Here is a 24,949-nt window from a genome sequence, read left to right on the forward strand (position 1 = left end):
GCAAATATGTACGATTCCGCGTTTTTTTTTAGAGCCTTATCACATCACACTTGTAACTTTCGCGCCACGTTGTAGACTTTACATCGCCAAGGTTGCTCTATAACGTCAGAAAAACTGGCGAGTAACAAACGAGGGCTTAAACCTTGGCGAAGGAATTTAACCAAGGGCTTAAAACAGCTTTAAAGCTCATTGCCTATTTGGATGATAACGAGGCGCAAAATGAAAAAGACAGCTATCGCATTAGCAGTGGCACTGGCAGGTTTCGCTACCGTAGCGCAAGCCGCTCCAAAAGATAACACTTGGTACACCGGTGCTAAACTGGGCTGGTCCCAGTACCATGACGTTGGCTTCTACGGCAACGGTTACCAGAACGGTATCGGCAACGGTCCTACCCACAAAGATCAGCTGGGTGCCGGCGCGTTCCTGGGCTACCAGGCAAACCAATACCTGGGCTTCGAACTGGGCTATGACTGGCTCGGCCGCATGCCTTACAAAGGCAGCGTGAACAACGGTGCTTTCAAAGCGCAGGGCGTTCAACTGGCCGCTAAACTGAGCTACCCAATTGCTGACGATCTGGACATCTACACTCGTCTGGGTGGTATGGTATGGCGTGCAGATTCCAAAGCTAACTACGGCCGTACTGGTCAGCGTCTGAGCGACCACGACACCGGCGTTTCTCCGCTGGCTGCTGTTGGTGTTGAATACGCACTGACCAAAAACTGGGCTACTCGCCTGGATTACCAGTTCGTAAGCAACATCGGTGACGCAGGTACCGTTGGCGCACGTCCAGACAACACCATGCTGAGCCTGGGCGTTTCTTACCGCTTCGGTCAGGATGACGTAGTTGCTCCAGCACCAGCTCCGGCTCCAGCTCCAGTTGTTGAAACCAAGCGTTTCACTCTGAAGTCTGACGTGCTGTTCAACTTCAACAAGTCTACTCTGAAAGCAGAAGGCCAACAGGCTCTGGATCAGCTGTACAGCCAGCTGAGCTCCATGGATCCTAAAGACGGTTCCGTAGTTGTTCTGGGTTACACCGACGCCGTTGGTTCTGACCAGTACAACCAGAAACTGTCCGAACAACGTGCACAGAGCGTTGTTGACTACCTGGTCTCCAAAGGCATCCCGTCAGACAAAATCTCTGCACGTGGTATGGGTGAAGCAGATGCAGTTACTGGCAACACCTGTGGCTACAAATCTGGCCGCGCTACCAAAGCTCAGATCGCTTGCCTGGCACCAGATCGTCGCGTAGAGATCGAAGTTAAAGGTATCAAAGACGTTGTAACTCAGCCTCAGGGCTAAGTTTACTCGCCTAATAAAAACCCCGCATAGCGGGGTTTTTTTTCATCCTATTGTTGAAACCAAGCGCAACACAGGCGCGCTCACGCACTTACTTGGGATCTTTGCCAAGAATCGCCTTCAAGTCTTCTTTCAACGACGACATCTGGTTCGCATACTTTTCTTTGCGTTCAGCGTCTTCGATAAGCTGCACGACGGTTTCCGACAGCGTAACGCCACGTCGGCGCGCCAGGGCAGCCAATCGTTGCCAAACCAAAAACTCCAGATCGATAGATTTTTTACGCGTATGCTGATGTTCTGCGTTAAAATGACGTTTACGGCGGGCGCGGATCGTTTGTTTCATCCGGTTATCCAGTTCCGGATTCATGTGAGCGGCAATCCATGCAAGTACCTTTACCGGCTCATTTTCCAGCTTCAGCAGCTCGTTAACCGCCTCCTGAGCAGCGCTGTTTTCAATGTAGCGGGTAATGAGTTCCCCTTCCCGATGTTTCTTCACCAGGTACTTCCATTTCCAACCGCTCTCCAGATTTTCCAGTTGCTGATATTTCATCTTGAGCTCTTCAGTGACCGCGTAACTTCAAATAAGCATAACAGCTTTGCGCCAAATTTCCCCGGCAATTAAGCCGTCTTTTAGACTGTTTTTTGCACAGTCACCGCGCGATGTCAAACTCCCTGATGCCAACTGGCACTCCGCATGTATCAAGCCGCCGTTATTCTTGTATAATCGCCCTTTCCCTTTTTAACGATTGCATCTAACACTTTGACCAATAACCGACTTGAATGGCAATCTTTATTGCCGGACGTAACGCCTTATCAGGCGATATTTGATACCGCCGCTCAGTTGGCACCCGTGCCCTTTTCCGCCATTCAGCCTCGGCTGGAAAATGCCCTGACGCTATTTTGCCACCCCCAATCGCCACCGCGTTTCATGCTGTTGAAGGCGCAAGAAACACGAGAGTATCTGGAACTGATCGCTCACGCCGTCACGCCACTGCTGCCGAAAAACACGGCATGCCGCGGCAGCCACTATGTCATTCAGGATGGCAAAGTCAGCGTAGAGCCGGCCAGCCGTGGCGATGAACCTTTTGCCGCCGGCGGCGCTTGCCTGTTCCAGGAGTGGGTTGAGCCGGAGCAACTGTTTGGCTGCGTACGGATCCACAATGGCGACATCACCCTGCAGCCGGGTCTGGTGCACCAGGCCAACGGCGGCATTTTGATTCTGTCGGCCCGTGCCCTGTTGGCTCAGCCGTTGCTATGGCTGCGGCTGAAGCAAATGATCGGCCAACGTCAGTTCCATTGGGTTTCGCCAGACGAAACCCGCCCGCTGCCGGTAGCCATTCCGCCAATGCCGCTGGAGCTGCGGCTGATTGTGGTCGGCGATCGCCACGGCCTGGCCGATTTTCACGATATCGAGCCGGAACTGAGTGAACAAGCGGTCTACGGTGAATTCGAAGACGATCTGCAGCTGACTGAAGTTGATGATATGGCGCAGTGGTGCGGCTACGTCAATGGCGTGATTGCCGACCAGCAGTTGCCGATGCTGGCGAGCGACGCCTGGGCGCCGCTGATCGTTCAGGCCGTGCGTTACAGTGGCGACCAGGGCATCCTGCCACTCTCGCCGGTTTGGCTTGGCCAGCAGCTGTCCGAAGCCGCACTGTATGCCGAAGAAGATCGCATTACGGCCAAAGCGTTCGAAGCGGCGTTAAATGCCCGCGAATGGCGTGAAAGCTATCTGGCCGAACGTATGCAGGATGAAATCGAGCTGGGCCAGATTCTGATTGAGACCGAGGGTGAAGTGATCGGGCAAATCAACGGCCTGTCAGTCCTGGATTATCCCGGCCATCCACGCAGTTTTGGCGAACCGTCGCGCATCAGTTGCGTTGTGCACCTCGGCGACGGCGAGTTCACCGACGTCGAGCGCAAAGCCGAACTGGGTGGCAACCTGCACGCTAAAGGCATGATGATCATGCAGGCGTTTTTGATCGCCGAGCTGGATCTGGATCAGCAGTTACCCTTCTCCGCTTCCATCGTCTTTGAGCAATCTTACGGTGAAGTAGACGGCGACAGCGCCTCGCTGGCTGAACTGTGCGCGTTGATCAGCGCCCTGTCACAGCAACCGATCACCCAGCAGATCGCCGTCACCGGCTCCGTCGACCAATTCGGCAACGTACAGCCGATAGGTGGCGTTAACGAAAAGATCGAAGGTTTCTTCGAGGTTTGTTTGCGCCGCGGCCTGACGGGCAAACAGGGCGTCGTATTGCCCGCGACCAACGTGCGCCACCTGTGCCTGCGCCAGGATGTCGTCGACGCGGTACGCGAAGGGCAATTCCATCTGTGGGCGGTAGAGAGCGCGGCGGAAGCCTTGCCTTTGCTCACAGGTTGCCTCTACTCTGACGAACAACAGCCGAACTTGTTGGCGGCCATTCAGGAACGGATTGCGCAGGTGAGCCTGCAGGAACGCCGTCGTCCGTGGCCGCTGCGCTGGCTCAACTGGTTCAACCACGGCTGATCGGACTTGTTCAGCGTACACGTGTTAGCTAACCTGCGTCCTTCATTAAAATAAGGCTTACTGAGAACATGGTAGATAAACGCGATTCCTATACGAAAGAAGACCTCGAAGCATCCGGCCGTGGCGAGCTGTTCGGCGCCGGTGGCCCACCGTTGCCGGCAGGTAACATGTTGATGATGGACCGCGTGGTCAAGATGACCGAAGACGGCGGAACTCACAACAAAGGTTATGTGGAAGCGGAGCTGGATATTAATCCGGACCTATGGTTCTTCGGTTGCCACTTTATCGGCGATCCGGTCATGCCAGGCTGCCTGGGCCTGGATGCGATGTGGCAGCTGGTCGGTTTCTACCTCGGTTGGCTGGGTGGCGAAGGCAAAGGCCGCGCGCTGGGCGTCGGTGAAGTCAAGTTTACCGGCCAGGTGCTGCCAACCGCGAAGAAAGTGACCTACCGCATTAACTTCAAACGCGTCATCACCCGCAAGCTGATCATGGGCGTCGCCGATGGCGAAGTGCTGGTTGACGGCGAAGTGATCTATACCGCCACCGATCTGAAAGTGGGCCTGTTCAAGGACACCACAGCGTTCTGATCACGCTGAGGAGAAGGCGGCCATCGTCTTCCTCTTCGCATGCCATCACGCCCAGCGTGATGGCATTTCTTTCACTTCTCGTTTAAAGACTACTCACCTCCTTTAATTGCCCGCTGCCGAAACGTTTTCTCCCCCCCCTGTCTCCACCCTATTCCTACCCGAACGCAGGCCAGTTGAGCGAGGCCTCTCCCCGCAGCCCGCACCGACGCGATAGCGGTTTTTTCCATCCGGTCATTTTCTTGCCCCTCAAAATCGCCTAGTATAGCTATCATGTAACTACAATAAATGTATCCACAAAGAGGCGATATGCAAAAAACCCGCTTTAGCGATACACCTTGCCCCGTCGCACGTTCGTTAGATCGCGTCGGAGAATGGTGGAGCATCCTGATCCTGCGTGATGCCTTTCAGGGATTGTCCAAGTTCGACGAATTCCAACAAAGTCTGGGGATTTCACCCACTCTCCTGGCCCGACGCCTGAAGGATTTAGTGGCCCACGGCATTCTGCATAAGCAACGTTATCAAACGCGGCCGGTTCGCTATCAATATCTGCTCACCGAACGCGGCAACGATTTTCTTCCCGTACTGGCCGCTCTCTCACAATGGGGCAATCGCCATTTGATCGACGGTGACATTAGCGCCTTGTTAGTCGACGGCCGCACCGATCGGCCGATCCAGGTCCAGTTGATCAACGTCGAGACCCAACAGCAGGTGCCGCCGCAGTTTATTACGTTGGCACCGGGGCCTGCGGCAAATGACGGCATACGTCAACGCGCCGAACTGATGCGGCAGCGGCGCCTCGCCGATTTATCCGAACTCACCAAGGAGCAGTCATGAGCAATCGTCGTATCGTTATTACCGGCATGGGCGCCGTTTCACCGTTAGGGTGCGGCGTGGAGACCATCTGGCAACGTTTATTAAAAGGAGAGTCCGGCATTCGGGCTTTGCCTGACGAGATCGTTGCAGATTTGCCGGTCAAGGTCGGGGGGCAAGTCCCCGAACTGGCGCAAGATGCCGAGGCGGGATTCAACCCAGACGCGTCCGTCGCCCCCAAGGACCAAAAGAAAATGGATCGCTTTATTCTGTTTGCCATGGCGGCGGCGGATGAAGCCGTTCGTCAGGCCGGCTGGATAGCCGATACGGAGGAAAAACAAGAGCGAACCGCCACCGTCATCGCCTCGGGCATTGGCGGCTTCCCGGCCATTGCCCAGGCAGTGCGCACTACGGACAGCCGCGGCGCCAAGCGCCTGTCGCCATTCACCATCCCCTCTTTCCTGGTCAATCTGGCGGCCGGTCACGTTTCCATCAAGCATCACTTCAAAGGCCCGATTGGCGCACCGGTCACCGCCTGTGCGGCCGGCGTGCAGGCCATTGGCGACGCGGTGCGTATGATCCGCAATGATGAGGCCGATATCGCCCTGTGCGGCGGTACCGAAGCCGCTATCGACACCGTTAGCCTGGGCGGATTCGCCGCCGCGCGCGCCATGTCCACCGCACCGGCCGAGTTGGCGCGACAGGCCTCCCGGCCTTTCGACAGCGCCCGGGACGGTTTTGTCATGGGGGAAGGCGCCGGCATGCTGGTGATTGAAACGCTGGAGCATGCGCGGGCGCGCGGCGCTACGCCGCTCGCGGAAATCGTCGGCTATGGCACCAGCGCCGACGCCTACCACATGACCTCCGGCGCTGAAGACGGCAACGGCGCCTATCGGGCGATGAAAATCGCGTTGAAGCAGGCGAATATCGCCCCGGAAGAGGTTCAGCATTTAAACGCGCACGCGACTTCGACACCCGTAGGCGATTTAGGCGAAATCAATGCCATCAAGCACCTGTTTGGCACTGCCGGGACTGTCGCCGTGACCTCGACGAAATCAGCGACCGGGCACCTGCTCGGCGCCGCCGGCGGGCTGGAAACCATCTTTACCGCCCTGGCTCTGCGCGATCAGATAGCTCCTGCAACGCTGAATCTGGACAATCCCGATCCGGCGGCGGCAGGCTTGCATCTGGTCGCGAAACGGGCTGAATCGATGGACATGACCTACGCCTTATCAAACGGCTTCGGCTTTGGCGGCGTGAATGCGAGTATTTTACTGAAACGCTGGCAGGACGAATAAACGGCACAAACAAAAACCTCCGCCAAGGGCGGAGGTTATTCCTTTTATTTGACAGGGAGCCGCTTAAGCGGTCACAGCCCTGTCTTCCATGGCTTCTCGCCAACCTCCCAGCCATTGAGACCGGGCGTCCACCGATGATTGGTAGGGACAATGTTCCCTGGAACGCCCTAAAATACCTGCCTGATACCCTCTCGAATGCGCCCTTTCCAGACGATCGCGTTTCTGTCTCTTCATGCCTCGTTTCCCTCATTTTGGTCTGGTGGAAAGAAAACAATGGCTGCTTTTTGCGCAGCCACGAGTAATCAATAGCGCTAAAAGAAGAGAAGATCAATGCGCAAAATTCACGCCAATGTCATATTTGTGAGCTACGCCCGAGGAAAGTGCTAAGTGGCTGATCTGCCGGGGAAGGGTTTAACCGTTTGAAATTAAATAGAAATCCCTGCCAGCGAAAAAAACCGAATTTTCACGCTGACAGGGATTAGACGATTTTAGACCAAATTATGACTAAATGCCGCCCATCTGTGCTGCGATAGCCTGAGCTTCCTGCTGCCAGCCCTGCGCCAGGGTGCGCACCAGGGCATCATAGCCGTCCTCGCCCTGTTTCAATTCCAGGCTGAAAGGCCGTTTGATCAAGCGCCCCTGGCGGTTCAGCACCCACTCGCCGCGAACGATCGCCTTGCCGTCAAAACGGCCGTGGAAGCCGCTGACGGTGACGTTGAGCACATCCTGATCGCTGCTCATCGGCTGCGAAGAGACCACCCAGCCCGGCAGCGCACTGCTCAGGTTGGTGACCAGCGTTTGCTGCAGCTGCTGGTCGAGCGGGCTGGCCCACAGATTGTTCTGCGCTATCACATACTGCACGTCGTTGGTCTGATACACCACGCCGCTCTGCGCCAGATAATCCGCCACGCTCACGTGCTCCAGCCACAGCTGGCGCGTGGAGGCGCCGCTGCTGCTGGCCGCGGCCGGCGCACCCAGCGCCGGCAACTGATAGTAGGTCTTCTGTGGCGAACTGCTGCAGGCGCTGAGCAACAGCGCCAGGGCTACCGGGATCCATTTCATCATTTCGTGGCCTTCTTCGGCTGAGGGTCAGTGCTGCCGGCGGCTTCAAACACCAGCGCGTTGCTCTTCTCATTCAGGGTGCGCAGCACCGGTTGCAGCTCACGCAACACCTGGTCGAGGCGCTGCATATCGCCCACCATCTTGTTGTAAGCCGGCGAACCAGGCTGGAACCCTTTCATGCTGCGGTTCAGCTCCAGCAGGGTTTTCTGCATGTCCTGCGGCAGCGCCTGCATCTCTTTGCTGGCGATGATGTCGTTCAGCGACTTCATGGTCTGCTGCGTCGATTTCATGGTTTTCTGACTTTCCGCCAGCGTTTTGGTCGCTTCGTTGATCATCGGATTGATCGGCATCGAATTAATCTTATCCAACGTCTGCATCAGTTTCTGCTGGATCTGCGCCAGACCGCCGCTGGTGGTCGGCATCAGCGGATAACCGAACAGCTCGCGCGGCCCTTTCCACGGTTTCTCCTGCGGATAGAAGTCGAGATCGATGTACAGCGAACCGGTCAGCAGGTTGGCGGACTTCATCGAGGCGCGCATGCCGCGGGACTCGGCGTCTTTCAAATGCCCTTCGATATCGAAATTGCCGCCCAGCTCTTTCTGGAAGCGATCCGGCTCGATGCGGATCAACACCGGAATGCGGTAATCGTTGTCCAGGCGCTGCGCCATCCCCTCTTTGTAGAACGGCACCTGCGCCACCGTGCCCAGACGAATGCCGCGGAACTCGACCGGGGCGCCCGGCTGCAGGCCGCGCACCGAGTCGGAGAAGAACAGCAGGTAGTCCTTATGCACGGTATACAGCGAATCCTGCGTGCTGCGCTGGTTGTCGAACAGCTGGTACTCCGCCTTCTCTTTCGCCTGTTCGCCGCGATCCCAGCCCTCCGGCACGTCAAAACTGACGCCGCCGCTGAACAGGGTGGTCAGCGACCCCATCTCCACCCGCATGCCCTGCGCCGACATGTCGAACGCCACGCCGCTGTCTTTCCAGAAGCGCACGTTGGTGGTAACCAGCTGATCGTAAGGCGCGGTAATGAACAGCTGATAGCGCATGGCGCGCGTTTTAGGATCGAAATAGCTGGTTTCCACCGAGCCGACGCGGTAGCCGCGGAACAGCACCGGATCGCCGGCGTTGAGCTGGCCCGATCTTTCGCTGTCCAGCACGATGCGCAGCCCTTTGGCATCCGGAGAGGCCAGCGGCGGCGCGTCGAGCAGCTGATAGTTGTCTTTGCCGTCTTTGCCCTTGTTGCCCGGCTGCAGTTCGATATAGGCGCCGGAGAGCAGCGTGCCCAGCCCGGAGACGCCTTCACGGCCGATCTGCGGCTTCACCACCCAGAAGGCGGAGTCCTGGCGCAGCAATTTCTCCATGCCGGAATTAAGGCGCGCCTGCACCATCACCTTGCTCAGATCCTCGCTCAGCGTGACAGTTTCCACCACGCCGACGTCCACGCTGCGGCTTTTGATTTTGGTTTTACCCGCTTCCAGCCCTTCCGCCGTCGTGGTGACCAGCGTCACTACCGGCCCCTGATGGCTGAAGTGGTAAAACAGGATCCAGGCGCCGATCAGCGCGGTCACGATGGGAATGATCCACACCGGCGACCAGCGCTTGATCTTCTCGACGTCCGCGACGCTATGATTATTTTCCGTCACCTTGCGGCTCCTTGTTGATTGTTTCACTTGCGCGATCCCAGGTCAGCCGGGGATCAAATGTCATGGCGGCGAACATGGTGAGGATCACCACCAGCGCGAACAGCACGGCGCCCGTCGCGGGGTAAATGCTCATCAACTGCCCCATTCGCACCAGCGCCGACAATACGGCGATCACAAACACGTCGATCATTGACCAGCGGCCAACGAATTCGACCACTTCATAAATCAGATGCATGCGCTCGCTGTCGGCGCGCGGTTTCTTCCTGCCGTTGGCATCCCAGCACAGCCAGCCGATCGCCAGCATTTTCAGCGACGGCACCATGATACTGGCGATGAAAATCACCAGCGCCACCGGATAAGAGCCGTCGCCCCACAGCAGGATCACCCCCGCCATGATGGTGGAGTTCATTTTGTTGCCCAGCGCCTCGGTCACCATGATCGGCATAAGGTTGGCCGGAATGTACAGCATGACGGAGGTCACCAGCAGCGCCAGCGTCCACTGCAGGCTGTGGCGGCGACGCACGTAGCCGTTGGTGTGGCAGCGCGGGCAGCGCACCTGATTGGCCGGCAGGATCGCCGTGCAGCAGGCGCAAGAGCGCACGCCCTGCCGCATGCCGGTGCGCCCCACCGTCAGCGGGCGATCGAGGCGCGGCGCCGGTTCGATGTCCTGCCACAGCCAGCGCCGATCCACGCACTGGAAGGCGCGCACCTGCAGCAGGCAGAACAGGCAATAAGGCACGAAGCTGCTGCCGATGCCGATATCGCCGTAGGCCATCAGCTTGACGAAGCTGACCAGCACCCCGGCGAGGAAAATTTCCACCATGCACCAGGTCTTGAACTGGAACAGCACCCGGGCCATCCACTCTTTCAGCCCCAGCGGCAAACGCACTTTGGCACACAGCAGAATGATCGCCACCATGCAAAACGCCGGGATCAGCTGCACGAACACCATAAACAGCGTGGCCATGCTGGCGTAGTCTTCCGCCACCATGACTTCCGGAATTTGAATCAGCCGGATTTCATTGCCGATGCCGGCGACGCGCATGTTGATAAACGGGAAAATGTTGGCCAGCACCAGCATGAACAGGGCGCTGAGGGCGTAACCGATCGGCCGCTTGCGCGGCTCGTCCCAGCGGGCGCTGAGCGTGGTTTTGCAGCGCGGGCAGACCGCTTTGCTGCCATAGGCCAGCGGCGGCAGCGCCACCAGCATGTCGCACTGCGGGCACAGCATCAGGTTATCCTGGTGCTCCGCCGAAGGTGCGGAATGACTATGCTGCTGATGATTGTTGTGGGAACACACCATATTCCTCCTAAATAACGTTGCTCACCGGCACGTCGATACCGCCCGCAGCAGCGCGCGGGCGGTATCGCAACGGTCAGCCGTTTTTCATCGCTTCCAGCTCTTCCCAGCGGGCGAAGGCCTGCTCGAGCGCCTGCTCGGCGTTAGCCAGCGCCGTCAGCACTTGTTGCGTTTCGCTGTGCGGCCGCGTGAAGAAGTCGGCGTCGCTCATCTGCGCCTGCAGCGCTTCGATCTCCGCCTCCAGCTGTTCGAGCCGCTGCGGCAACTGTTCCAGTTCGCGCAGCAGGTTGTAACTCAGCTTGGCCGCCGCTTTCTTCGGCTGCTCGGCCTTTTTCTCCGCCGCCGGTTTGCTCGTGCTCGGCGCCGCCTGACGAATCGGTTTCGCCGTAGCGCGCTGATGATGCGCATCGTAGTAACCGCCGACGAAAGCGTTGATCACGCCGTTGCCTTCGAAGATCCAACACTCGGTCACCGAGTTGTCGACGAACTGACGATCGTGGCTAACCAGCAGCACGGTGCCCTGATAGCCGTCGATCAGCTCTTCCAGCAGCTCCAGCGTTTCGACGTCGAGATCGTTGGTTGGTTCATCGAGGATCAGCAGATTGCTCGGTTTCAGAAACAGCTTAGCCAACAGCAGGCGGTTACGCTCACCGCCCGACAGCGCCTTCACCGGCGTCATCGCGCGTTTCGGGTGGAACAGGAAGTCCTGCAGGTAGCCCAAGACGTGACGAGGACGACCGTTGACCATCACTTCCTGTTTGCCTTCCGCCAGGTTGTCCATCACCGTGCGCTCCGGATCGAGATCCGCGCGGTGCTGATCGAAATAGGCCACTTCCAGCTTGGTGCCGCAGTGCACGCGGCCGCTGTCGGCTTTCAGCTGACCGAGCATCAGTTTCAGCAGCGTGGTTTTGCCGCAGCCGTTCGGCCCCACCAGCGCAATCTTGTCGCCGCGCTGTACCTGGGCGGAAAAATCGCGCACCAGCACTTTTTCGCCCACCTGATAATTGACGTTTTCCAGCTCGAACACGATTTTGCCGGAGCGGGTCGCCTCTTCCACCTGCATCTTGGCGGTGCCCATCACTTCGCGGCGCTGCGAACGCTCGACGCGCAGCGCCTTCAGCGCACGCACGCGGCCTTCGTTACGGGTACGGCGCGCCTTGATGCCCTGACGGATCCAGACCTCTTCCTGCGCCAGCTTGCGATCGAACTCGGCGTTTTGCAGCTCTTCCACCCGCAGCGCTTCTTCTTTGCTCTGCAGATACAGATCGTAATTGCCCGGCCAGGAAACCAGCTTGCCGCGATCCAGATCGACGATGCGCGTCGCCATGTTGCGGATAAACGAACGGTCGTGCGAGATGAAGACGATGCTGCCGTCGAACTCTTTCAGGAAGCCTTCCAGCCAGTCGATGGTTTCGATATCCAGGTGGTTGGTCGGTTCGTCGAGCAACAGCACGCGCGGCGAGCTCACCAGCGCGCGGCCCAGAGCCGCTTTACGCAGCCAGCCGCCCGACAGCGAGGAAAGCTCGGCGTCGCCGTTCAGCCCCAGCTGCAGCAGCACTTCGCTGATGCGGCTGTCGAGCTGCCACAGCCCCTGGTGATCGAGGATCTCCATGATTTGCGCCATGCGCGCCAGATTTTTCTCGCTAGGGTCGCTCTCCACCAGATGGGAAATCGCATGGTACGCCTTCAGGTGTTCCGCCTGCTCCGCGACGCCTTCGGCCACGAAGTCGAACACGCTGCCGCCGATATTGCGCGGCGGATCCTGTTGCAGGCGCGCCACGATCAGATCCTGCTCGTAGATCACCCGGCCGTCGTCCAGCGGGATCTCTTTGCCGAGGATCTTCAGCAGCGTGGATTTGCCGGCGCCGTTGCGCCCGACCAGACACACGCGCTCGTTGTCTTCGATATGAATTTCGGTGTTGTCTAAAAGCGGCGCATCGCTGAAAGAGAGCCAGGCGCCGGACATGCTGATTAACGACATAGTAATTATTTTCCTTCGCCGGCGTGAGTCACCAGCCAGCAGTTGTGGATCTGACGGTTACGGGCAAAGTCCTGCGACAGCGTCTTGGCGGTGATCTCTTTCGCCTCCAGGCCCAGCGCGCTCAGCCCTGCCATATCCATTTGGAAACCGCGCTTGTTGTTCGAGAACATGATGGTTCCGTTGCGGCGCAGCAACCGTTTCAAATCTTTCATCAGCGCCAGATGATCGCGCTGCACGTCAAAAGTGTTCTCCATCCGCTTGGAGTTGGAGAACGTCGGCGGATCGATGAAGATCACGTCGAACTGTTCGTTGGCGTTGCTCAGCCACGACAGGCAGTCGGCCTGGATCAGCCGATGCTGACGGCCGGTCAGGCCGTTGGCGCGCAGGTTCTTCTCCGCCCATTCCAGGTAGGTGCGCGACATGTCCACCGTGGTGGTGCTGCGCGCGCCGCCCAGCCCGGCGTGCACGCTGGCGGTGCCGGTATAGGCAAACAGGTTGAGGAAGTCCTTGCCGCCGCTCATCTCGCCCAGCATGCGGCGCGCAATACGGTGATCGAGGAACAGGCCGGTATCGAGATAGTCGGTCAGGTTAACCCACAGCTTGGCGTTATACTCTTCCACCAGCAGGAACTCGCCCTTCTGCGCCAGCTTCTCGTACTGATTCTTGCCCTTCTGCCGCTCGCGAGTTTTCAGGATCAGCTGATTCGATGGCAATTCCAGCACCGCCAGCGTCGCGTTGATCACATCGAACAGGCGTTGACGCGCTTTCTGCGCATCGACGGTTTTCGGCGGCGCATACTCCTGCACCACCACCTTGCTGCCGTAACGATCCACCGCGACGTTGTATTCTGGCAGATCGGCATCGTACAGGCGGTAGCATTCAATGCCCTGCTGTTTCGCCCACTTGTCGAGCTTCTTCAAGTTTTTGCGCAGACGGTTGGCGAAGTCTTCCGCCACCTGCACGCCGCCGGTAGTGGCGCCGGCCGGGTTCGCCGCCAGCTGATAGTTTTTCTGCACGCACTCCAGCGGGCCGTTCTTCGCCTTGAACTGGCGCTCGGCGCGCAGCTGCAGGCAGCTCAACAGCTCCGGCGAGGCGCTGAACAGCGAAAGCTGCCAGCCGCCGAAGGCGCTTTTCATCACGCGGCCCAGCATGTTGTGCAGCGCGATCAGCGCCGGTTCGCTTTCCAGACGCTCACCGTACGGCGGATTGCTGATCACGGTGCCGAGCGGGCCTTCCGGCAGCGGATTGGTCAACCGCGCCACGTCGCCGACGTTGAAGGTGATCAGCTCGGCGACGCCGGCGCGGCGGGCGTTGCCGCGCGCCATCTCAATCACCCGGCGATCGATATCGGAACCGAAGAAGCGAGAGGCGGTTTCCTGCAGGCCCCGGCGCGCGCGCACCTGCGCTTCGGCGGTGACTTCACGCCACAGTTCGGCGTTGTGGCCATTCCAGGCGCTGAAGCCCCAGTGCTGGCGGTGCAGGCCAGGCGCGCGATCGGCGGCGATCATCGCCGCTTCGATCAACAGCGTGCCGGAGCCGCACATCGGATCGAGCATCGGCGTGCCCGGCTGCCAGCCGGAACGCAGCACGATGGCGGCCGCCAGGTTTTCCTTCAGCGGCGCCTGGCCGGTGAGATCGCGGTAGCCGCGCTGATGCAGGCCTTCACCGCTCAGATCGAGGGCCACGCTGGCCATATCGCGCTGCAGGAAGACGTTAACGCGAATATCCGGCTGCTGCTTGGCAACCGTCGGGCGTTGGTCGAGTTTGCGGGTGAAGCTGTCGACGATGGCGTCTTTCACCTTCAGCGCGCCATACTGGCTGTTGCGGATCTCTTCGTTCACGCCGCTGAAATGCACGGCAAAGGTTTTATCCACGCCAAAAATGCTCGGCCAGTCGATCGCTTGTACCCCGAGGTACAGATCCAGATCGCTGTGCACGCGGAATTCGTTCAGCGGCAACAGAATGCGCGAAGCCAGGCGGCTCCACAGCAGGCTTTGGTACAGAAGACGATCGTCACCCTGAAAATGTACCCCACCCTGCACCACTTTGCAGTCGTGAGCGCCAAGCGCTTCCAGCTCGCTTTTTAACAGTTCTTCCAATCCACGCGCCGTGCTGGCAAACAGAGAGTTCATATCGTGCTTATCACCAAAAAGAAAATTGTTGCGCATTATAGCTAATCCGCACCGCTTGTCATAAAGTTGCTCCCTTCTATTTAATAATCGCACGGAGATGAGGGTGATCACGCTTTCCAGACTCTACGTCCATCCGGTTAAATCACTGCGCGGTCTGCAGCTTTCTTACGCCCAGGTCGGCAGCAGCGGTCTGGCCTTCGACCGCAACTTTATGATCACCGAGCCGGATGGCACCTTTATTACCGCGCGCCAATACCCGCAGATGGTGCTGTTCACGCCGGCGCTGCTGCCGGACGGGCTGTTCCTGAGCGCGCCGGACGGCGAAAGCGCCGCCATTCGCTTCAGCGACTTCACCGCCGCGCCGCAGCCGACCGAGGTGTGGGGCAACCATTTCACCGCACTGATCGCGCCGGATGAGATCAACCGCTGGCTGAGCGGCTATTTCCAGCGCGACGTTCAGCTGCGCTGGCTGGGGCCGGAGTTGACCCGCCGGGTGAAGAAGCACCCCGAAATCCCGCTGACCTTTGCCGATGGCTATCCTTATCTGCTGATTAACCAGGCTTCGTTCAACGATCTGCAGCGGCGTTGCCCCGGCAGCATCAAGCTGGAGCAGTTCCGCCCCAATCTGGTGGTGAGCGGCGCAGCCGCCTGGGCCGAGGACGGTTGGCAGGTTATCCGCGTCGGCGATGTGATGTTCGATCTGGTGAAACCCTGCAGCCGCTGCGTGCTCACCACCGTCAGCACCGAGCGCGGCCGCAAGCACCCGAGCGGCGAACCGCTGAGTACGCTGCAAAAATTCCGCTCCGCCGACAACGGCGATATCGATTTCGGCCAGAACATGATCGCGCGCAGCAGCGGCATCATCCGCGTGGGCGATACGGTGGAAGTGCTGTCGACCAAGCCGCCGCGCCCTTATGGCGCCGGCAAAGTGGTGGAGAGCGTGCAAGCGCCGCAAGACAGCGAGCACAGCGTCACTATCGAATACGAAGGAAAGGTGTTTACCGGCAACAACCAGCAGATCCTGCTCGAACAGCTGGAACAGCAAGGCATTCGCGTGCCTTACTCCTGCCGCGCCGGGATTTGCGGCAGCTGCCGCATTACGTTGTTGAGCGGTGAAGTCGCGCCGCTGAAGAAAAGCGCGCTGGGCGACAACGGCACCATCCTGTGCTGCAGCTGTATCCCGAAAAGTGATTTGACCCTGGCGTAATCCGCCCTATACCGCCCTGTCGTAAGCCGGGGCGGCGCTTTCATCCTGCGCGCAGGGTTTCAGCCGATCGTGCATCACCTTGATGGCGTCGCCCAATACCATGGTGCGGCCGGCGACAGTCAGTTGATTTTGCGCCAGCAGGCACAGGCTGGCGTTATCCCCGGCCTCTACCACCAGCAAGCGCGCTTCCACGCCGCTTTCCATCACCTTCACCGCCGCCAGCTCGCCGTTTTTCGGCTGCAGCGGGTAATGCTGCTGCGAGAAATGCCAGCTCTTCGGCATCAGCGGTTTCAGGAAGCGGTAGGCGACCAGCGCATTCAACACCAGCTCGGCGCGCTGCTCATGGCTGAGTTTGATCTGCTTGCACTGTTCTTCATAGGTGAAATAAAGGGCGGCGTCATCCACGCAAAAAGCGCATTCATCGAAGGCATCCGGCGTTAACATTTTGGCCGGGAAACGTGAACGGAAGATCATACCATTAGCTAAATCCAGCATTAGCCGATCGTGTTCGGCATCAAAATACCAACGCCAATTATCGTCAGGTTTTATCTTCATTTCGTATCCTTCTCGCTGCCTATGCCAACGCCGCACTCACCCTAAAAGGCGATTTTATCACCGATAAAATAGCTTAAACATCGGATAATTCCGCGAACGATATTTATGCTAACGAACAAAATATAGACGAGCCGGGGGCAGAAATAAACCCCCGGAATAAAATGAGAGGAAAAATATTAGATATGGGTAACGATATCTTTAATCAAACGCGGGCCGTGATAGATAAATCCGGAATAAATTTGCAGCAGGCTCGCGCCGGCCTCCATTTTTTCGCGCGCCGCCGTCAGCGAATCGATGCCGCCCACGCCGATAATCGGCAGGCGCCCTTGCAGTTCGGTGGAAAGACGACGGATCACTTCCGTGCTGCGTGATTGCAACGGACGCCCACTTAACCCGCCCGCTTGTTCGCAGTAATTTAACCCCTGGATCAATTTTCGATCCAAAGTGGTATTGGTGGCGATCACGCCATCGATATTATGCCGCACCAAGCTATCGGCAATTTGGATCAATTCTTCTTCTGAAAGATCCGGCGCGATCTTTACCGCCACCGGCACATATTTGTGATGGCGCGCATGTAATTCCTGCTGCTTATTTTTAATCGCAGCCAAAAGATCGTCCAGCGCTTCGCCATACTGTAAGGATCGTAACCCCGGCGTATTCGGCGAAGAGATGTTAATCGCGATATAACCGGCATACGGATAAACTTTATCCATGCAGATCAAATAATCGTCTTTACCCTGTTCGACCGGGGTATCTTTATTCTTGCCGATATTGATCCCAAGGATGCCGCCGAAATGGGATTTCTTAACGTTTTCAACCAGATTGTCCACGCCATGGTTATTGAACCCCATGCGGTTGATCAGGCCTTCCGCCTCAACCACGCGGAACAAGCGCGGCTTGTCGTTGCCCGGTTGCGGGCGTGGCGTCACGGTGCCGACTTCCACATGGCCGAAGCCCATCGCGCCGAACGCATCGATGCATTCGCCGTTTTTATCCAGACCGGCGGCCAATCCCAGCGGGTTTTTGAACGACAGCCCCATGCAGCTGACCGGTTTGGTCGGCACGGACTGACGGACAAGAAACGCTAATGGGGTGCCGGCAATACGGCTGAGCTGACGAAAGGTCACTTCGTGCGCGCGCTCGGGATCGAGCTGGAACAACGCTTTCCTGATGAGGGGGTAGTACATGGACTCTCCTGATTTCCCGGTTGCAAACCGGGGGCGTATTATCCGGTATCCCCCGCCCAATTGGAATTGATTAAAGGCAAAAAAAGCCGTTTTTACGCAATCGTTTTCTCTCTTCACCGCCAAATCGGCGCCAATCCGCTTTTGCGCATATCGAAATCAAAAAATGAGATTTAAAAAACGCGCCCGGTTGCTGGTAGGTTTAAAACACTTCTTTTTGATTTTCTAATTAAACCTAACTTTTAGTTATAAGGAGTGGCAATGCGCGTTATATCACTGGCCGGCAGCCCACGCATCCCATCACGTTCCGCCGCGCTGCTCGCGCTGAGTCAGAACTGGCTGCGGCAGCAAGGGGTGGAAGTGACGGCTTATACCCTGCACGACTTCGATGCCGAAGACCTGCTGTACGCCAACTTCAACAGCCCGGCGATCAAGGCGTTTGCCGAGCAGCTGGCGCAGGCCGACGGCCTGCTGATTTCCACGCCGGTTTATAAAGCGTCGTTCTCCGGCGCGCTGAAAACCCTGCTGGATCTGCTGCCGGAACGCGCGCTGGATCATAAGGTGGTGCTGCCGCTGGCGACCGGCGGTTCGATCGGCCACATGCTGGCGGTGGACTACGCGCTGAAACCGGTGCTGGCGGCGCTGAAAGCGCAGGAAGTGCTGCACGGCGTGTTCGCCGACGACAGCCAGATCCAACTGGCCGGCGAAGGCGCCACGCTCACCGACGCCGTCGCCGCCCGGCTGGAAGAGGCGCTGGCCAGTTTCTATCTGGCGCTTGGCCGCCGCAAACCGCCCGCGCTGCGCGTCGCCTCGCCGCTGGCGGCGCGACAGACTGCCTGAAAGGCCTGGAAAAGGAGAGCCTGAATGAAAAAACACATCGTTTTACGGCGCTGGCTGAGCGCCGCTACCCTCACCGGCCTGCTGTCGTTGGTTTGGGCCACTGCCGCCGCCGCGCAGGATCCGGCGCAGTTCCGCATCGGCTACCAAAAAGGATCGGTCAGCCTGGTGCTGGCGAAGAGCCACCGGCTGCTGGAGGAACGTTTCCCCGCTACCCGCATCAGCTGGATCGAGTTTCCCGCCGGCCCGCAAATGCTCGAGGCCTTGAACGTCGGCAGCATCGATCTGGGCAGCACCGGCGATATTCCGCCGATCTTCGCGCAGGCCGCCGGCGCGGACCTGCTGTATGTCGGCGTTGAGCCGCCCAAACCGAAGGCGGAGGTGATCCTGGTGCCGGAAAATAGCCCGATCAAAACCGTCGCCGATCTGAAAGGCCATAAGGTCGCTTTCCAGAAAGGATCCAGCTCGCACAACCTGCTGCTGCGATCGCTGCAAAAGGCCGGCCTGAAATTTACGGATATCCAGCCCGCCTATCTGACCCCCGCCGATGCGCGCGCCGCCTTCCAGCAGGGCAACGTCGATGCCTGGGCCATCTGGGATCCTTATTATTCCGCCGCGCTGCTGCAGGGCGGCGTACGGGTGCTCGGCGACGGCACCGATCTGAACCAGACCGGTTCCTTCTATCTGGCGGCGCGCCCCTACGCCGAAGCCAACGGCAGCTTTATCAGCCAGGTTCTGACCGTGCTGACCCAGGCCGATGCGCTCACCCGCAGCGACCGGGCGCAAAGCGTGACCCTGCTGGCCAACGCCATGGGGCTGCCGGAGCCGGTGATCGCCAGCTATCTGGATCACCGCCCGCCGACCGCCATCACACCGCTCGATGCGCAGACGATCGCCGCGCAGCAGCAAACCGCCGACCTGTTTTACGCCAACCGGCTGGTGCCGGTGAAGGTCGACATCTCACAACGCATCTGGCGCCCAAGCGCGCAATAAACAATGGGAGAACACTGACGATGAGCCTGAACGTTTTCTGGTTTTTACCCACCCACGGCGATGGCCACTATCTCGGCAGCGCACAGGGGGCGCGCAGCGTCGATCACGGTTACTTGCAGCAGATCGCCCAGGCGGCGGATCGGCTGGGATTCGGCGGCGTATTGATCCCCACCGGCCGCTCGTGCGAAGACTCCTGGCTGGTGGCCGCCTCGCTGATCCCGGTCACCCAGCGGCTGAAGTTTTTGGTCGCGCTGCGGCCGGGCATCATCTCCCCTACGCTGGCGGCGCGCCAGGCGGCGACGCTGGATCGCCTGTCCAACGGGCGCGCGCTGTTCAATCTGGTCACCGGCGGCGATCCGGAAGAGCTGGCGGCGGAGGGGTTGCATCTCAATCATGAAGAGCGCTACGAAGCCTCAACCGAGTTCACCCACATCTGGCGCCGGGTGCTGGAAGGCGAAACCGTCGATTTCGACGGCAAGCACATTCAGGTGAAAGGCGCCAAACTGCTGTTCCCGCCGGTGCAGCAGCCGCGCCCGCCGCTCTATTTCGGCGGATCCTCCGCCGCCGCGCAGGATCTGGCCGCCGAACAGGTAGAAATGTATCTCACCTGGGGAGAGCCGCCGGCGCAGGTTAAAGAGAAAATCGAAGAGGTGCGCGCCAAAGCGGCGGCGAAAGGCCGCCAGGTACGCTTCGGTATCCGCCTGCATGTCATCGTGCGGGAAACCACCGAAGAGGCCTGGCGCGCCGCCGATCGGCTGATCGCTCACCTCGATGAGGAAACCATCGCCGACGCGCAGCAGGCCTTTGCGCGCTTCGATTCCGTCGGCCAACGGCGCATGGCGGCGCTGCACGGCGGCAAGAAGGACAACCTGGAGATCAGCCCGAACCTGTGGGCCGGCATCGGCCTGGTGCGCGGCGGCGCCGGCACCGCGCTGGTGGGCGATGGCCCGACGGTCGCGGCGCGCATGCAGGAATATGCCGATCTGGGCATCGACACCTTTATTCTCTCCGGCTATCCGCATCTGGAAGAGGCCTACCGCGTCGGCGAACTGCTGTTCCCGCACCTCGATCTGGCGCAGGAGGAAACGCCCGTGCGCCTTCAGCCGGTGCGCCCGCAGGGCGAAGTGGTGGCCAACATTTATGTTCCGCAAAAAGTGTCGCAGAGCTGAGGAGCGCCCCGATGGCAAAGAACGCGCAACGCATCCTGTATCGGCTGGCCCCCTGGGCGCTGCCGCTGGCGCTGGTGATCCTCTGGCAGATCGCCGTAGAAACCGGCTGGCTGTCCAACCGCATTTTGCCGGCGCCGAGCGCGGTGCTGGCCGCCTTCTGGAGCCTGAGCCAAAGCGGCGAACTGTGGCAGCACCTGAGCATCAGCAGCCAGCGCGCGCTGATCGGCTTTGCCATCGGCGGCAGCATCGGGCTGATCCTCGGCTTTATTACCGGGCTGTCGCGCTGGGGCGAACGCCTGCTGGACAGCTCGGTGCAAATGATCCGCAACGTGCCGCACCTGGCGCTGATCCCGCTGGTGATCCTGTGGTTCGGCATCGATGAATCCGCCAAGATCTTTCTGGTGGCGCTCGGTACGCTATTCCCGATTTATCTCAATACCTATCACGGCATCAAGAACATCGATCGCGGCCTGTTGGAGATGGCCCGCAGCTACGGCCTGAGCGGTTTCCGCCTGTTTACGCAGGTGGTGCTGCCGGGCGCGCTGCCGTCGATTATGGTCGGCGTGCGTTTCGCTCTCGGCTTCATGTGGCTGACGCTGATCGTCGCCGAAACCATTTCGGCCAATTCGGGCATCGGCTACCTGGCGATGAACGCGCGTGAATTCCTGCAAACCGACGTGGTGGTGGTGGCGATCGTGCTGTACGCCCTGCTCGGCAAGCTGGCGGACGTGGGCGCACAGCTGCTGGAGCGCGTCTGGTTGCGCTGGCATCCGGCCTATCAACTGAAACAGGGAGAAGCGCTATGACCCTTCCCGCTCGCCTTGCGCAAGGCACGCCGGTGACGCTGGAGTCCATCGGCAAAGGTTACGGCAACCGCACCGTGCTGGACAATATTCAGCTGCGCATTTCCGCCGGGCAGTTCGTGGCGGTGGTCGGCCGCAGCGGCTGCGGCAAGAGCACCCTGCTTCGCCTGTTGGCCGGCCTGGAACAACCCAGCAGCGGCGCGCTGCTCAGCGGCAACGCGCCGCTTGCCGCCGCTAAAGAGGATACCCGGCTGATGTTTCAGGATGCGCGCCTGCTGCCGTGGAAAACGGTGATCGACAACGTGGGCCTGGGGCTGCGCGGCCAGTGGCGCGATGCGGCGCTGCAGGCGCTGGACGCGGTCGGCTTGGCGGATCGCGCCCGCGACTGGCCGGCGGCGCTGTCCGGCGGGCAAAAGCAGCGGGTCGCCCTGGCGCGCGCGCTGATCCACCGCCCTCGCCTGCTGCTGCTGGACGAACCGCTCGGGGCGTTGGATGCCCTGACGCGCATCGAGATGCAGGGGCTGATAGAAACGCTGTGGCAACAGCACGGTTTTACCATACTGCTGGTCACGCACGACGTCAGCGAAGCCATCGCGCTGGCGGATCGGGTGATCCTGATTGAAGAGGGCCGCATCGGGCTGGATCTGACTCTCGATCTGCCGCGGCCGCGCCGCAAAGGCTCGGCCCGGCTAGCGGAACTGGAGGCCGAAGTGCTGGAGCGGGTGTTATCACCGCCGGCCACAGCGGCCAGCGGCCGTCGGGCGGCGAATTGAAGGGATGAAAAAAGGGACGGCGCAGGCCGTCCCTTGATCTATCCAGCGCGAAAAGATCAGGCGTCGAGCGCCTTGCTGATCTTCTCGTACAGATCGCCGGACAGGTTTTCCAATCCTTTCAGCTGTTCCAGCGCCTTGCGCATCAGCGCCTGGCGGCCCGCGTCGTAACGCTTCAGGCGAATCAGCGGTTCAATCAGGCGCGCGGCGATCTGCGGGTTGCGCTGGTTGAGATCGCTGAGGATCTCCGCCAGGAACTGATAGCCGCTGCCGTCCGCGGCATGGAACGCCGCCGGGTTGCCGGAAGCGAAGCCGCCGATCAGCGAACGGGTGCGGTTCGGGTTGCTCAGGCTGAACGAACGGTGTTGCAGCAGCGCGCGCACCTTGCTCAGCACGTCTGCCGCCGGGCTGCTGCCCTGCAGCACGAACCATTTATCCATCACCAGGCCATCCTGATGCCAGCGTTCGTCGAACGCCGCCAGCAGCGCATCGCGGCACGGCAGCTGGGCCGCGACCGCAGCAGACAGCGCCGCCAGCGAGTCGGTCATGTTGTCCGCCTGGCGATACTGTTCGCTCACCAGCTGATCCGCCAGCGCCACATCTTCGCCGAACGCCAGATAGCCCAGGCACACATTACGCAAGGCGCGCTTGGCGATCTCGGCGTGCTCCACGCGGTAGCCGTCGGTCTTGTTGGCGTGATATACCGCCAGCCACTCATCGGCCAGCTCCCGCGCCAGGCAGCGAACGATCGCTTCATGCACCGCGGCGATCGCTTCCGGATCGATGGTGGCGAACAGCTCGGCGATTTCGTTCTCCGACGGCAACGTCAGGATCTGCGCCGCCAGCGCCGGATCCAGTTTTTCGTCCAACAGCACTGCGCGGAACGCATCGGCCACGTGCAGCGGCAGCGACAGCGGCTGCTTCTGCTGGTGCCGCGCCACGTTCAGCTTGATATAGGTCGCCAGCAGGCTCTGCGCCGCATCCCAACGCGCAAATTCATTGCGCGCGTGCTGCATCAGGAAGGTCAGCTGCTGATCGCTGTACGGATAGTCCAGCTTCACCGGCGCGGAGAATTCGCGCAGCAGCGACGGCACCGGCTTATGCGCCACGCCGTCGAACACGAAGGTTTGCTCCGCTTCGGTAACGTTCAGCACGTTATTGACCGGCAGGCCGCCCTTTTGCAGTGGAATGACGTTGCCTTCGCTGTCGTACAGTTCGATATCCAGCGGGATATGCAGCGGCAATTTCTCCGGCTGATCGGCGGTCGGCGCGGTTTGCTGGCTGACATGCAGACGATACTGCTGGGTTTCCGCGTCGTAATCGTCGCGCACCGTCAACAGCGGCGTGCCGGACTGGCTATACCAACGGCGGAAGCGCGACAGATCGACGTTGGACGCGTCCTCCATCGCCTGCACGAAATCGTCGCAGGTGGCGGCGCTGCCGTCGTGGCGTTCGAAATAGAGCTGCATCCCTTTCTGGAAGTTCTCCTCCCCCAGCAAGGTGTGCATCATGCGGATCACTTCGGAACCCTTTTCATACACCGTCAGGGTGTAGAAGTTGTTCATCTCGATCACTTTGTCCGGGCGGATGGCGTGTGCCATCGGGCTGGCGTCTTCGGCGAACTGCGCGCCGCGCATCACGCGCACGTTGTCGATGCGGTTGACCGAACGCGATCCCAGATCGGAACTGAACTCCTGGTCGCGGAACACCGTCAGCCCCTCTTTCAGGCTGAGCTGGAACCAGTCGCGGCAGGTTACGCGGTTACCGGTCCAGTTGTGGAAGTATTCGTGGCCGATCACCGCTTCAATGTTCAGGTAATCCTTGTCGGTGGCGGTTTCCGCCTTCGCCAGCACGTATTTGGAGTTAAAGATGTTTAACCCTTTGTTCTCCATCGCGCCCATATTGAAGAAATCGACCGCCACAATCATATAAATGTCGAGATCGTATTCCAGGCCGAAGCGGGTCTCGTCCCACTTCATCGAGTTCTTCAGCGACGTCATCGCCCAGTCGGCGCGATCCAGGTTGCCGCGATCGACGAACAGCTCCAGCGCGACCTTACGGCCGGAACGGGTGGTGAAGCTGTCGCGCAGCACGTCGAAGTCTCCCGCCACCAGCGCGAACAGGTAGCAAGGTTTCGGGAACGGATCCTGCCATTGCACCCAGTGGCGGCCATCGGCCAATTCGCCCTGGCCGATGCGGTTGCCGTTCGACAGCAGGAACGGATAGCGCGCCTTGTCGGCCTCGATGCGGGTGGTAAAGCGCGCCAGCACGTCCGGGCGATCCTGATAATAGGTAATGTGGTGGAAACCTTCGGCTTCGCATTGCGTGCACAGCGCATCGCCGGACAGGTACAGCCCTTCCAGCGCGGTGTTTTTCGCCGGGTGAATGTCGTTGACGATGGTAAGAGTGAATTGTGCCGGCAACGCTTCGATGATCAGTTGGTTATCCTGCTGGCGGTAGGCGCTCCACGGTTGGCCGTCCACCTGAATGCTCACCAGCGTCAGATCTTCGCCATCCAGCACCAACGGTGCGCCGGCCGCGCCCTGACGTTTTATTTTACTGACGGCGGTCACGCGCGTGGTTTCCGCGTCCAGACTGAAGTCCAAATCGATATCGGTCGTGGTGTAATCGGGCGCGCGATAATCGTGGCGGTATTTTGCCTGTGGCTGTTGTGTCATAAAAACCCTTAAACGTCTCGGTGAGTTATAGGTGCCAGGCCGCTCTTCTGCTTCGTACCGCAGCCGGAGTGTTCCCCTGCGGCGCGCGGTGGGCCTGAATTGTGAATAAACTGTATCACAGCTGGCCGAAAA

The 24,949-nt window shown here is 59.7% G+C and carries 21 protein-coding genes; 11 read left to right on the top strand and 10 right to left on the bottom strand.

The window, feature by feature from the left end:
• Positions 1-219: 219 nt before the first annotated feature.
• A complete protein-coding gene (ompA, locus tag ACSBQQ_RS09665) occupies positions 220-1,299 on the top strand; it encodes a porin OmpA (protein ID WP_033638719.1) in 1,080 nt (359 codons plus the stop codon).
• A gap of 88 nt (positions 1,300-1,387) precedes the next feature.
• Here ompA and matP read toward each other — a convergent pair whose 3' ends face one another.
• The gene (gene matP, locus ACSBQQ_RS09670; RefSeq protein ID WP_004928138.1) at positions 1,388-1,846 is read right to left on the bottom strand and encodes a macrodomain Ter protein MatP; all 459 of its coding nucleotides are present in this window, start codon (positions 1,844-1,846) and stop codon (positions 1,388-1,390) included.
• Positions 1,847-2,056: 210 nt separating this feature from the next.
• On the opposite strand from matP, the gene ACSBQQ_RS09675 reads away from it, so the two are divergent.
• From ACSBQQ_RS09675 to fabF, 4 genes are all read left to right on the top strand, one after another.
• On the top strand, positions 2,057-3,805 hold the full coding sequence (locus tag ACSBQQ_RS09675) for an AAA family ATPase (RefSeq protein ID WP_033646573.1): 1,749 nt from the start codon (positions 2,057-2,059) through the stop codon (positions 3,803-3,805).
• A gap of 68 nt (positions 3,806-3,873) precedes the next feature.
• On the top strand, positions 3,874-4,392 hold the full coding sequence (fabA, locus tag ACSBQQ_RS09680; protein ID WP_004928144.1) for a bifunctional 3-hydroxydecanoyl-ACP dehydratase/trans-2-decenoyl-ACP isomerase: 519 nt from the start codon (positions 3,874-3,876) through the stop codon (positions 4,390-4,392).
• A gap of 306 nt (positions 4,393-4,698) precedes the next feature.
• On the top strand, positions 4,699-5,226 hold the full coding sequence (locus tag ACSBQQ_RS09685) for a winged helix-turn-helix transcriptional regulator (protein ID WP_033637890.1): 528 nt from the start codon (positions 4,699-4,701) through the stop codon (positions 5,224-5,226).
• Complete coding sequence (gene fabF, locus ACSBQQ_RS09690) at positions 5,223-6,500, top strand: beta-ketoacyl-ACP synthase II (RefSeq protein ID WP_060387545.1); 1,278 nt, start codon at positions 5,223-5,225, stop codon at positions 6,498-6,500. Before ACSBQQ_RS09685 ends, fabF begins: the two co-directional genes overlap by 4 nt.
• Before the next feature lie 63 nt (positions 6,501-6,563).
• On the opposite strand, the gene rmf is transcribed toward fabF, so the two are convergent.
• The 6 genes from rmf to rlmKL form a co-directional block, all read right to left on the bottom strand.
• Positions 6,564-6,734, bottom strand: coding sequence for a ribosome modulation factor (rmf, locus tag ACSBQQ_RS09695; RefSeq protein ID WP_004928150.1), 171 nt, complete (start codon positions 6,732-6,734; stop codon positions 6,564-6,566).
• Between the two features lie 270 nt (positions 6,735-7,004).
• Positions 7,005-7,565 (bottom strand): membrane integrity-associated transporter subunit PqiC, encoded by a 561-nt coding sequence (pqiC, locus tag ACSBQQ_RS09700; protein WP_039566678.1) that lies wholly within the window; start codon positions 7,563-7,565, stop codon positions 7,005-7,007.
• Positions 7,562-9,208: an intermembrane transport protein PqiB gene (pqiB, locus tag ACSBQQ_RS09705; protein ID WP_033646578.1), complete on the bottom strand. Its 1,647-nt coding sequence runs from the start codon at positions 9,206-9,208 to the stop codon at positions 7,562-7,564. Before pqiB ends, pqiC begins: the two co-directional genes overlap by 4 nt.
• A complete protein-coding gene (gene pqiA / locus ACSBQQ_RS09710) occupies positions 9,195-10,511 on the bottom strand; it encodes a membrane integrity-associated transporter subunit PqiA (RefSeq protein ID WP_071883795.1) in 1,317 nt (438 codons plus the stop codon). The genes pqiB and pqiA overlap by 14 nt, the downstream gene beginning before the upstream one ends.
• A 73-nt stretch (positions 10,512-10,584) precedes the next feature.
• Complete coding sequence (locus ACSBQQ_RS09715; RefSeq protein WP_049195835.1) at positions 10,585-12,489, bottom strand: ABC transporter ATP-binding protein; 1,905 nt, start codon at positions 12,487-12,489, stop codon at positions 10,585-10,587.
• A gap of 5 nt (positions 12,490-12,494) precedes the next feature.
• Positions 12,495-14,621, bottom strand: coding sequence for a bifunctional 23S rRNA (guanine(2069)-N(7))-methyltransferase RlmK/23S rRNA (guanine(2445)-N(2))-methyltransferase RlmL (gene rlmKL, locus ACSBQQ_RS09720; protein ID WP_086557021.1), 2,127 nt, complete (start codon positions 14,619-14,621; stop codon positions 12,495-12,497).
• A gap of 103 nt (positions 14,622-14,724) precedes the next feature.
• Between rlmKL and ACSBQQ_RS09725 the strand changes: the two genes are divergently transcribed.
• Complete coding sequence (locus tag ACSBQQ_RS09725; RefSeq protein WP_049213679.1) at positions 14,725-15,828, top strand: YcbX family protein; 1,104 nt, start codon at positions 14,725-14,727, stop codon at positions 15,826-15,828.
• A 6-nt stretch (positions 15,829-15,834) separates the two neighbouring features.
• Here the strand turns inward: ACSBQQ_RS09725 and ACSBQQ_RS09730 are convergent, their stop codons facing one another.
• Both ACSBQQ_RS09730 and pyrD read right to left on the bottom strand, forming a co-directional pair.
• Entirely contained in the window at positions 15,835-16,383 is a 549-nt protein-coding gene (locus ACSBQQ_RS09730; protein ID WP_033637882.1) for a cell division protein ZapC, read from the bottom strand.
• A gap of 176 nt (positions 16,384-16,559) precedes the next feature.
• Positions 16,560-17,570 (bottom strand): quinone-dependent dihydroorotate dehydrogenase, encoded by a 1,011-nt coding sequence (gene pyrD / locus ACSBQQ_RS09735; RefSeq protein ID WP_047568298.1) that lies wholly within the window; start codon positions 17,568-17,570, stop codon positions 16,560-16,562.
• 258 nt (positions 17,571-17,828) lie between these two features.
• On the opposite strand from pyrD, the gene ssuE reads away from it, so the two are divergent.
• Genes ssuE through ssuB form a run of 5 tightly spaced genes read left to right on the top strand, consistent with a single transcriptional unit; the run spans position 17,829 to position 22,142 of the window.
• Complete coding sequence (gene ssuE / locus ACSBQQ_RS09740) at positions 17,829-18,407, top strand: NADPH-dependent FMN reductase (protein WP_033654227.1); 579 nt, start codon at positions 17,829-17,831, stop codon at positions 18,405-18,407.
• A 24-nt stretch (positions 18,408-18,431) separates the two neighbouring features.
• Positions 18,432-19,397 carry a sulfonate ABC transporter substrate-binding protein gene (locus ACSBQQ_RS09745; RefSeq protein WP_049213677.1) on the top strand — a complete coding sequence of 322 codons (966 nt, stop codon included), beginning with the start codon at positions 18,432-18,434 and terminating at the stop codon, positions 19,395-19,397.
• A 20-nt stretch (positions 19,398-19,417) separates the two neighbouring features.
• A complete protein-coding gene (gene ssuD, locus ACSBQQ_RS09750) occupies positions 19,418-20,566 on the top strand; it encodes an FMNH2-dependent alkanesulfonate monooxygenase (RefSeq protein WP_033637877.1) in 1,149 nt (382 codons plus the stop codon).
• Between the two features lie 11 nt (positions 20,567-20,577).
• The gene (gene ssuC, locus ACSBQQ_RS09755; protein WP_033646585.1) at positions 20,578-21,372 is read left to right on the top strand and encodes an aliphatic sulfonate ABC transporter permease SsuC; all 795 of its coding nucleotides are present in this window, start codon (positions 20,578-20,580) and stop codon (positions 21,370-21,372) included.
• The gene (gene ssuB / locus ACSBQQ_RS09760) at positions 21,369-22,142 is read left to right on the top strand and encodes an aliphatic sulfonates ABC transporter ATP-binding protein (RefSeq protein WP_033646586.1); all 774 of its coding nucleotides are present in this window, start codon (positions 21,369-21,371) and stop codon (positions 22,140-22,142) included. The genes ssuC and ssuB overlap by 4 nt, the downstream gene beginning before the upstream one ends.
• Before the next feature lie 56 nt (positions 22,143-22,198).
• Here the strand turns inward: ssuB and pepN are convergent, their stop codons facing one another.
• The gene (gene pepN / locus ACSBQQ_RS09765) at positions 22,199-24,817 is read right to left on the bottom strand and encodes an aminopeptidase N (RefSeq protein ID WP_033646587.1); all 2,619 of its coding nucleotides are present in this window, start codon (positions 24,815-24,817) and stop codon (positions 22,199-22,201) included.
• Positions 24,818-24,949: the final 132 nt, after the last annotated feature.

This window comes from Serratia sp. G204Y (assembly GCF_051172435.1).
Lineage (GTDB): Bacteria > Pseudomonadota > Gammaproteobacteria > Enterobacterales > Enterobacteriaceae > Serratia > Serratia sarumanii.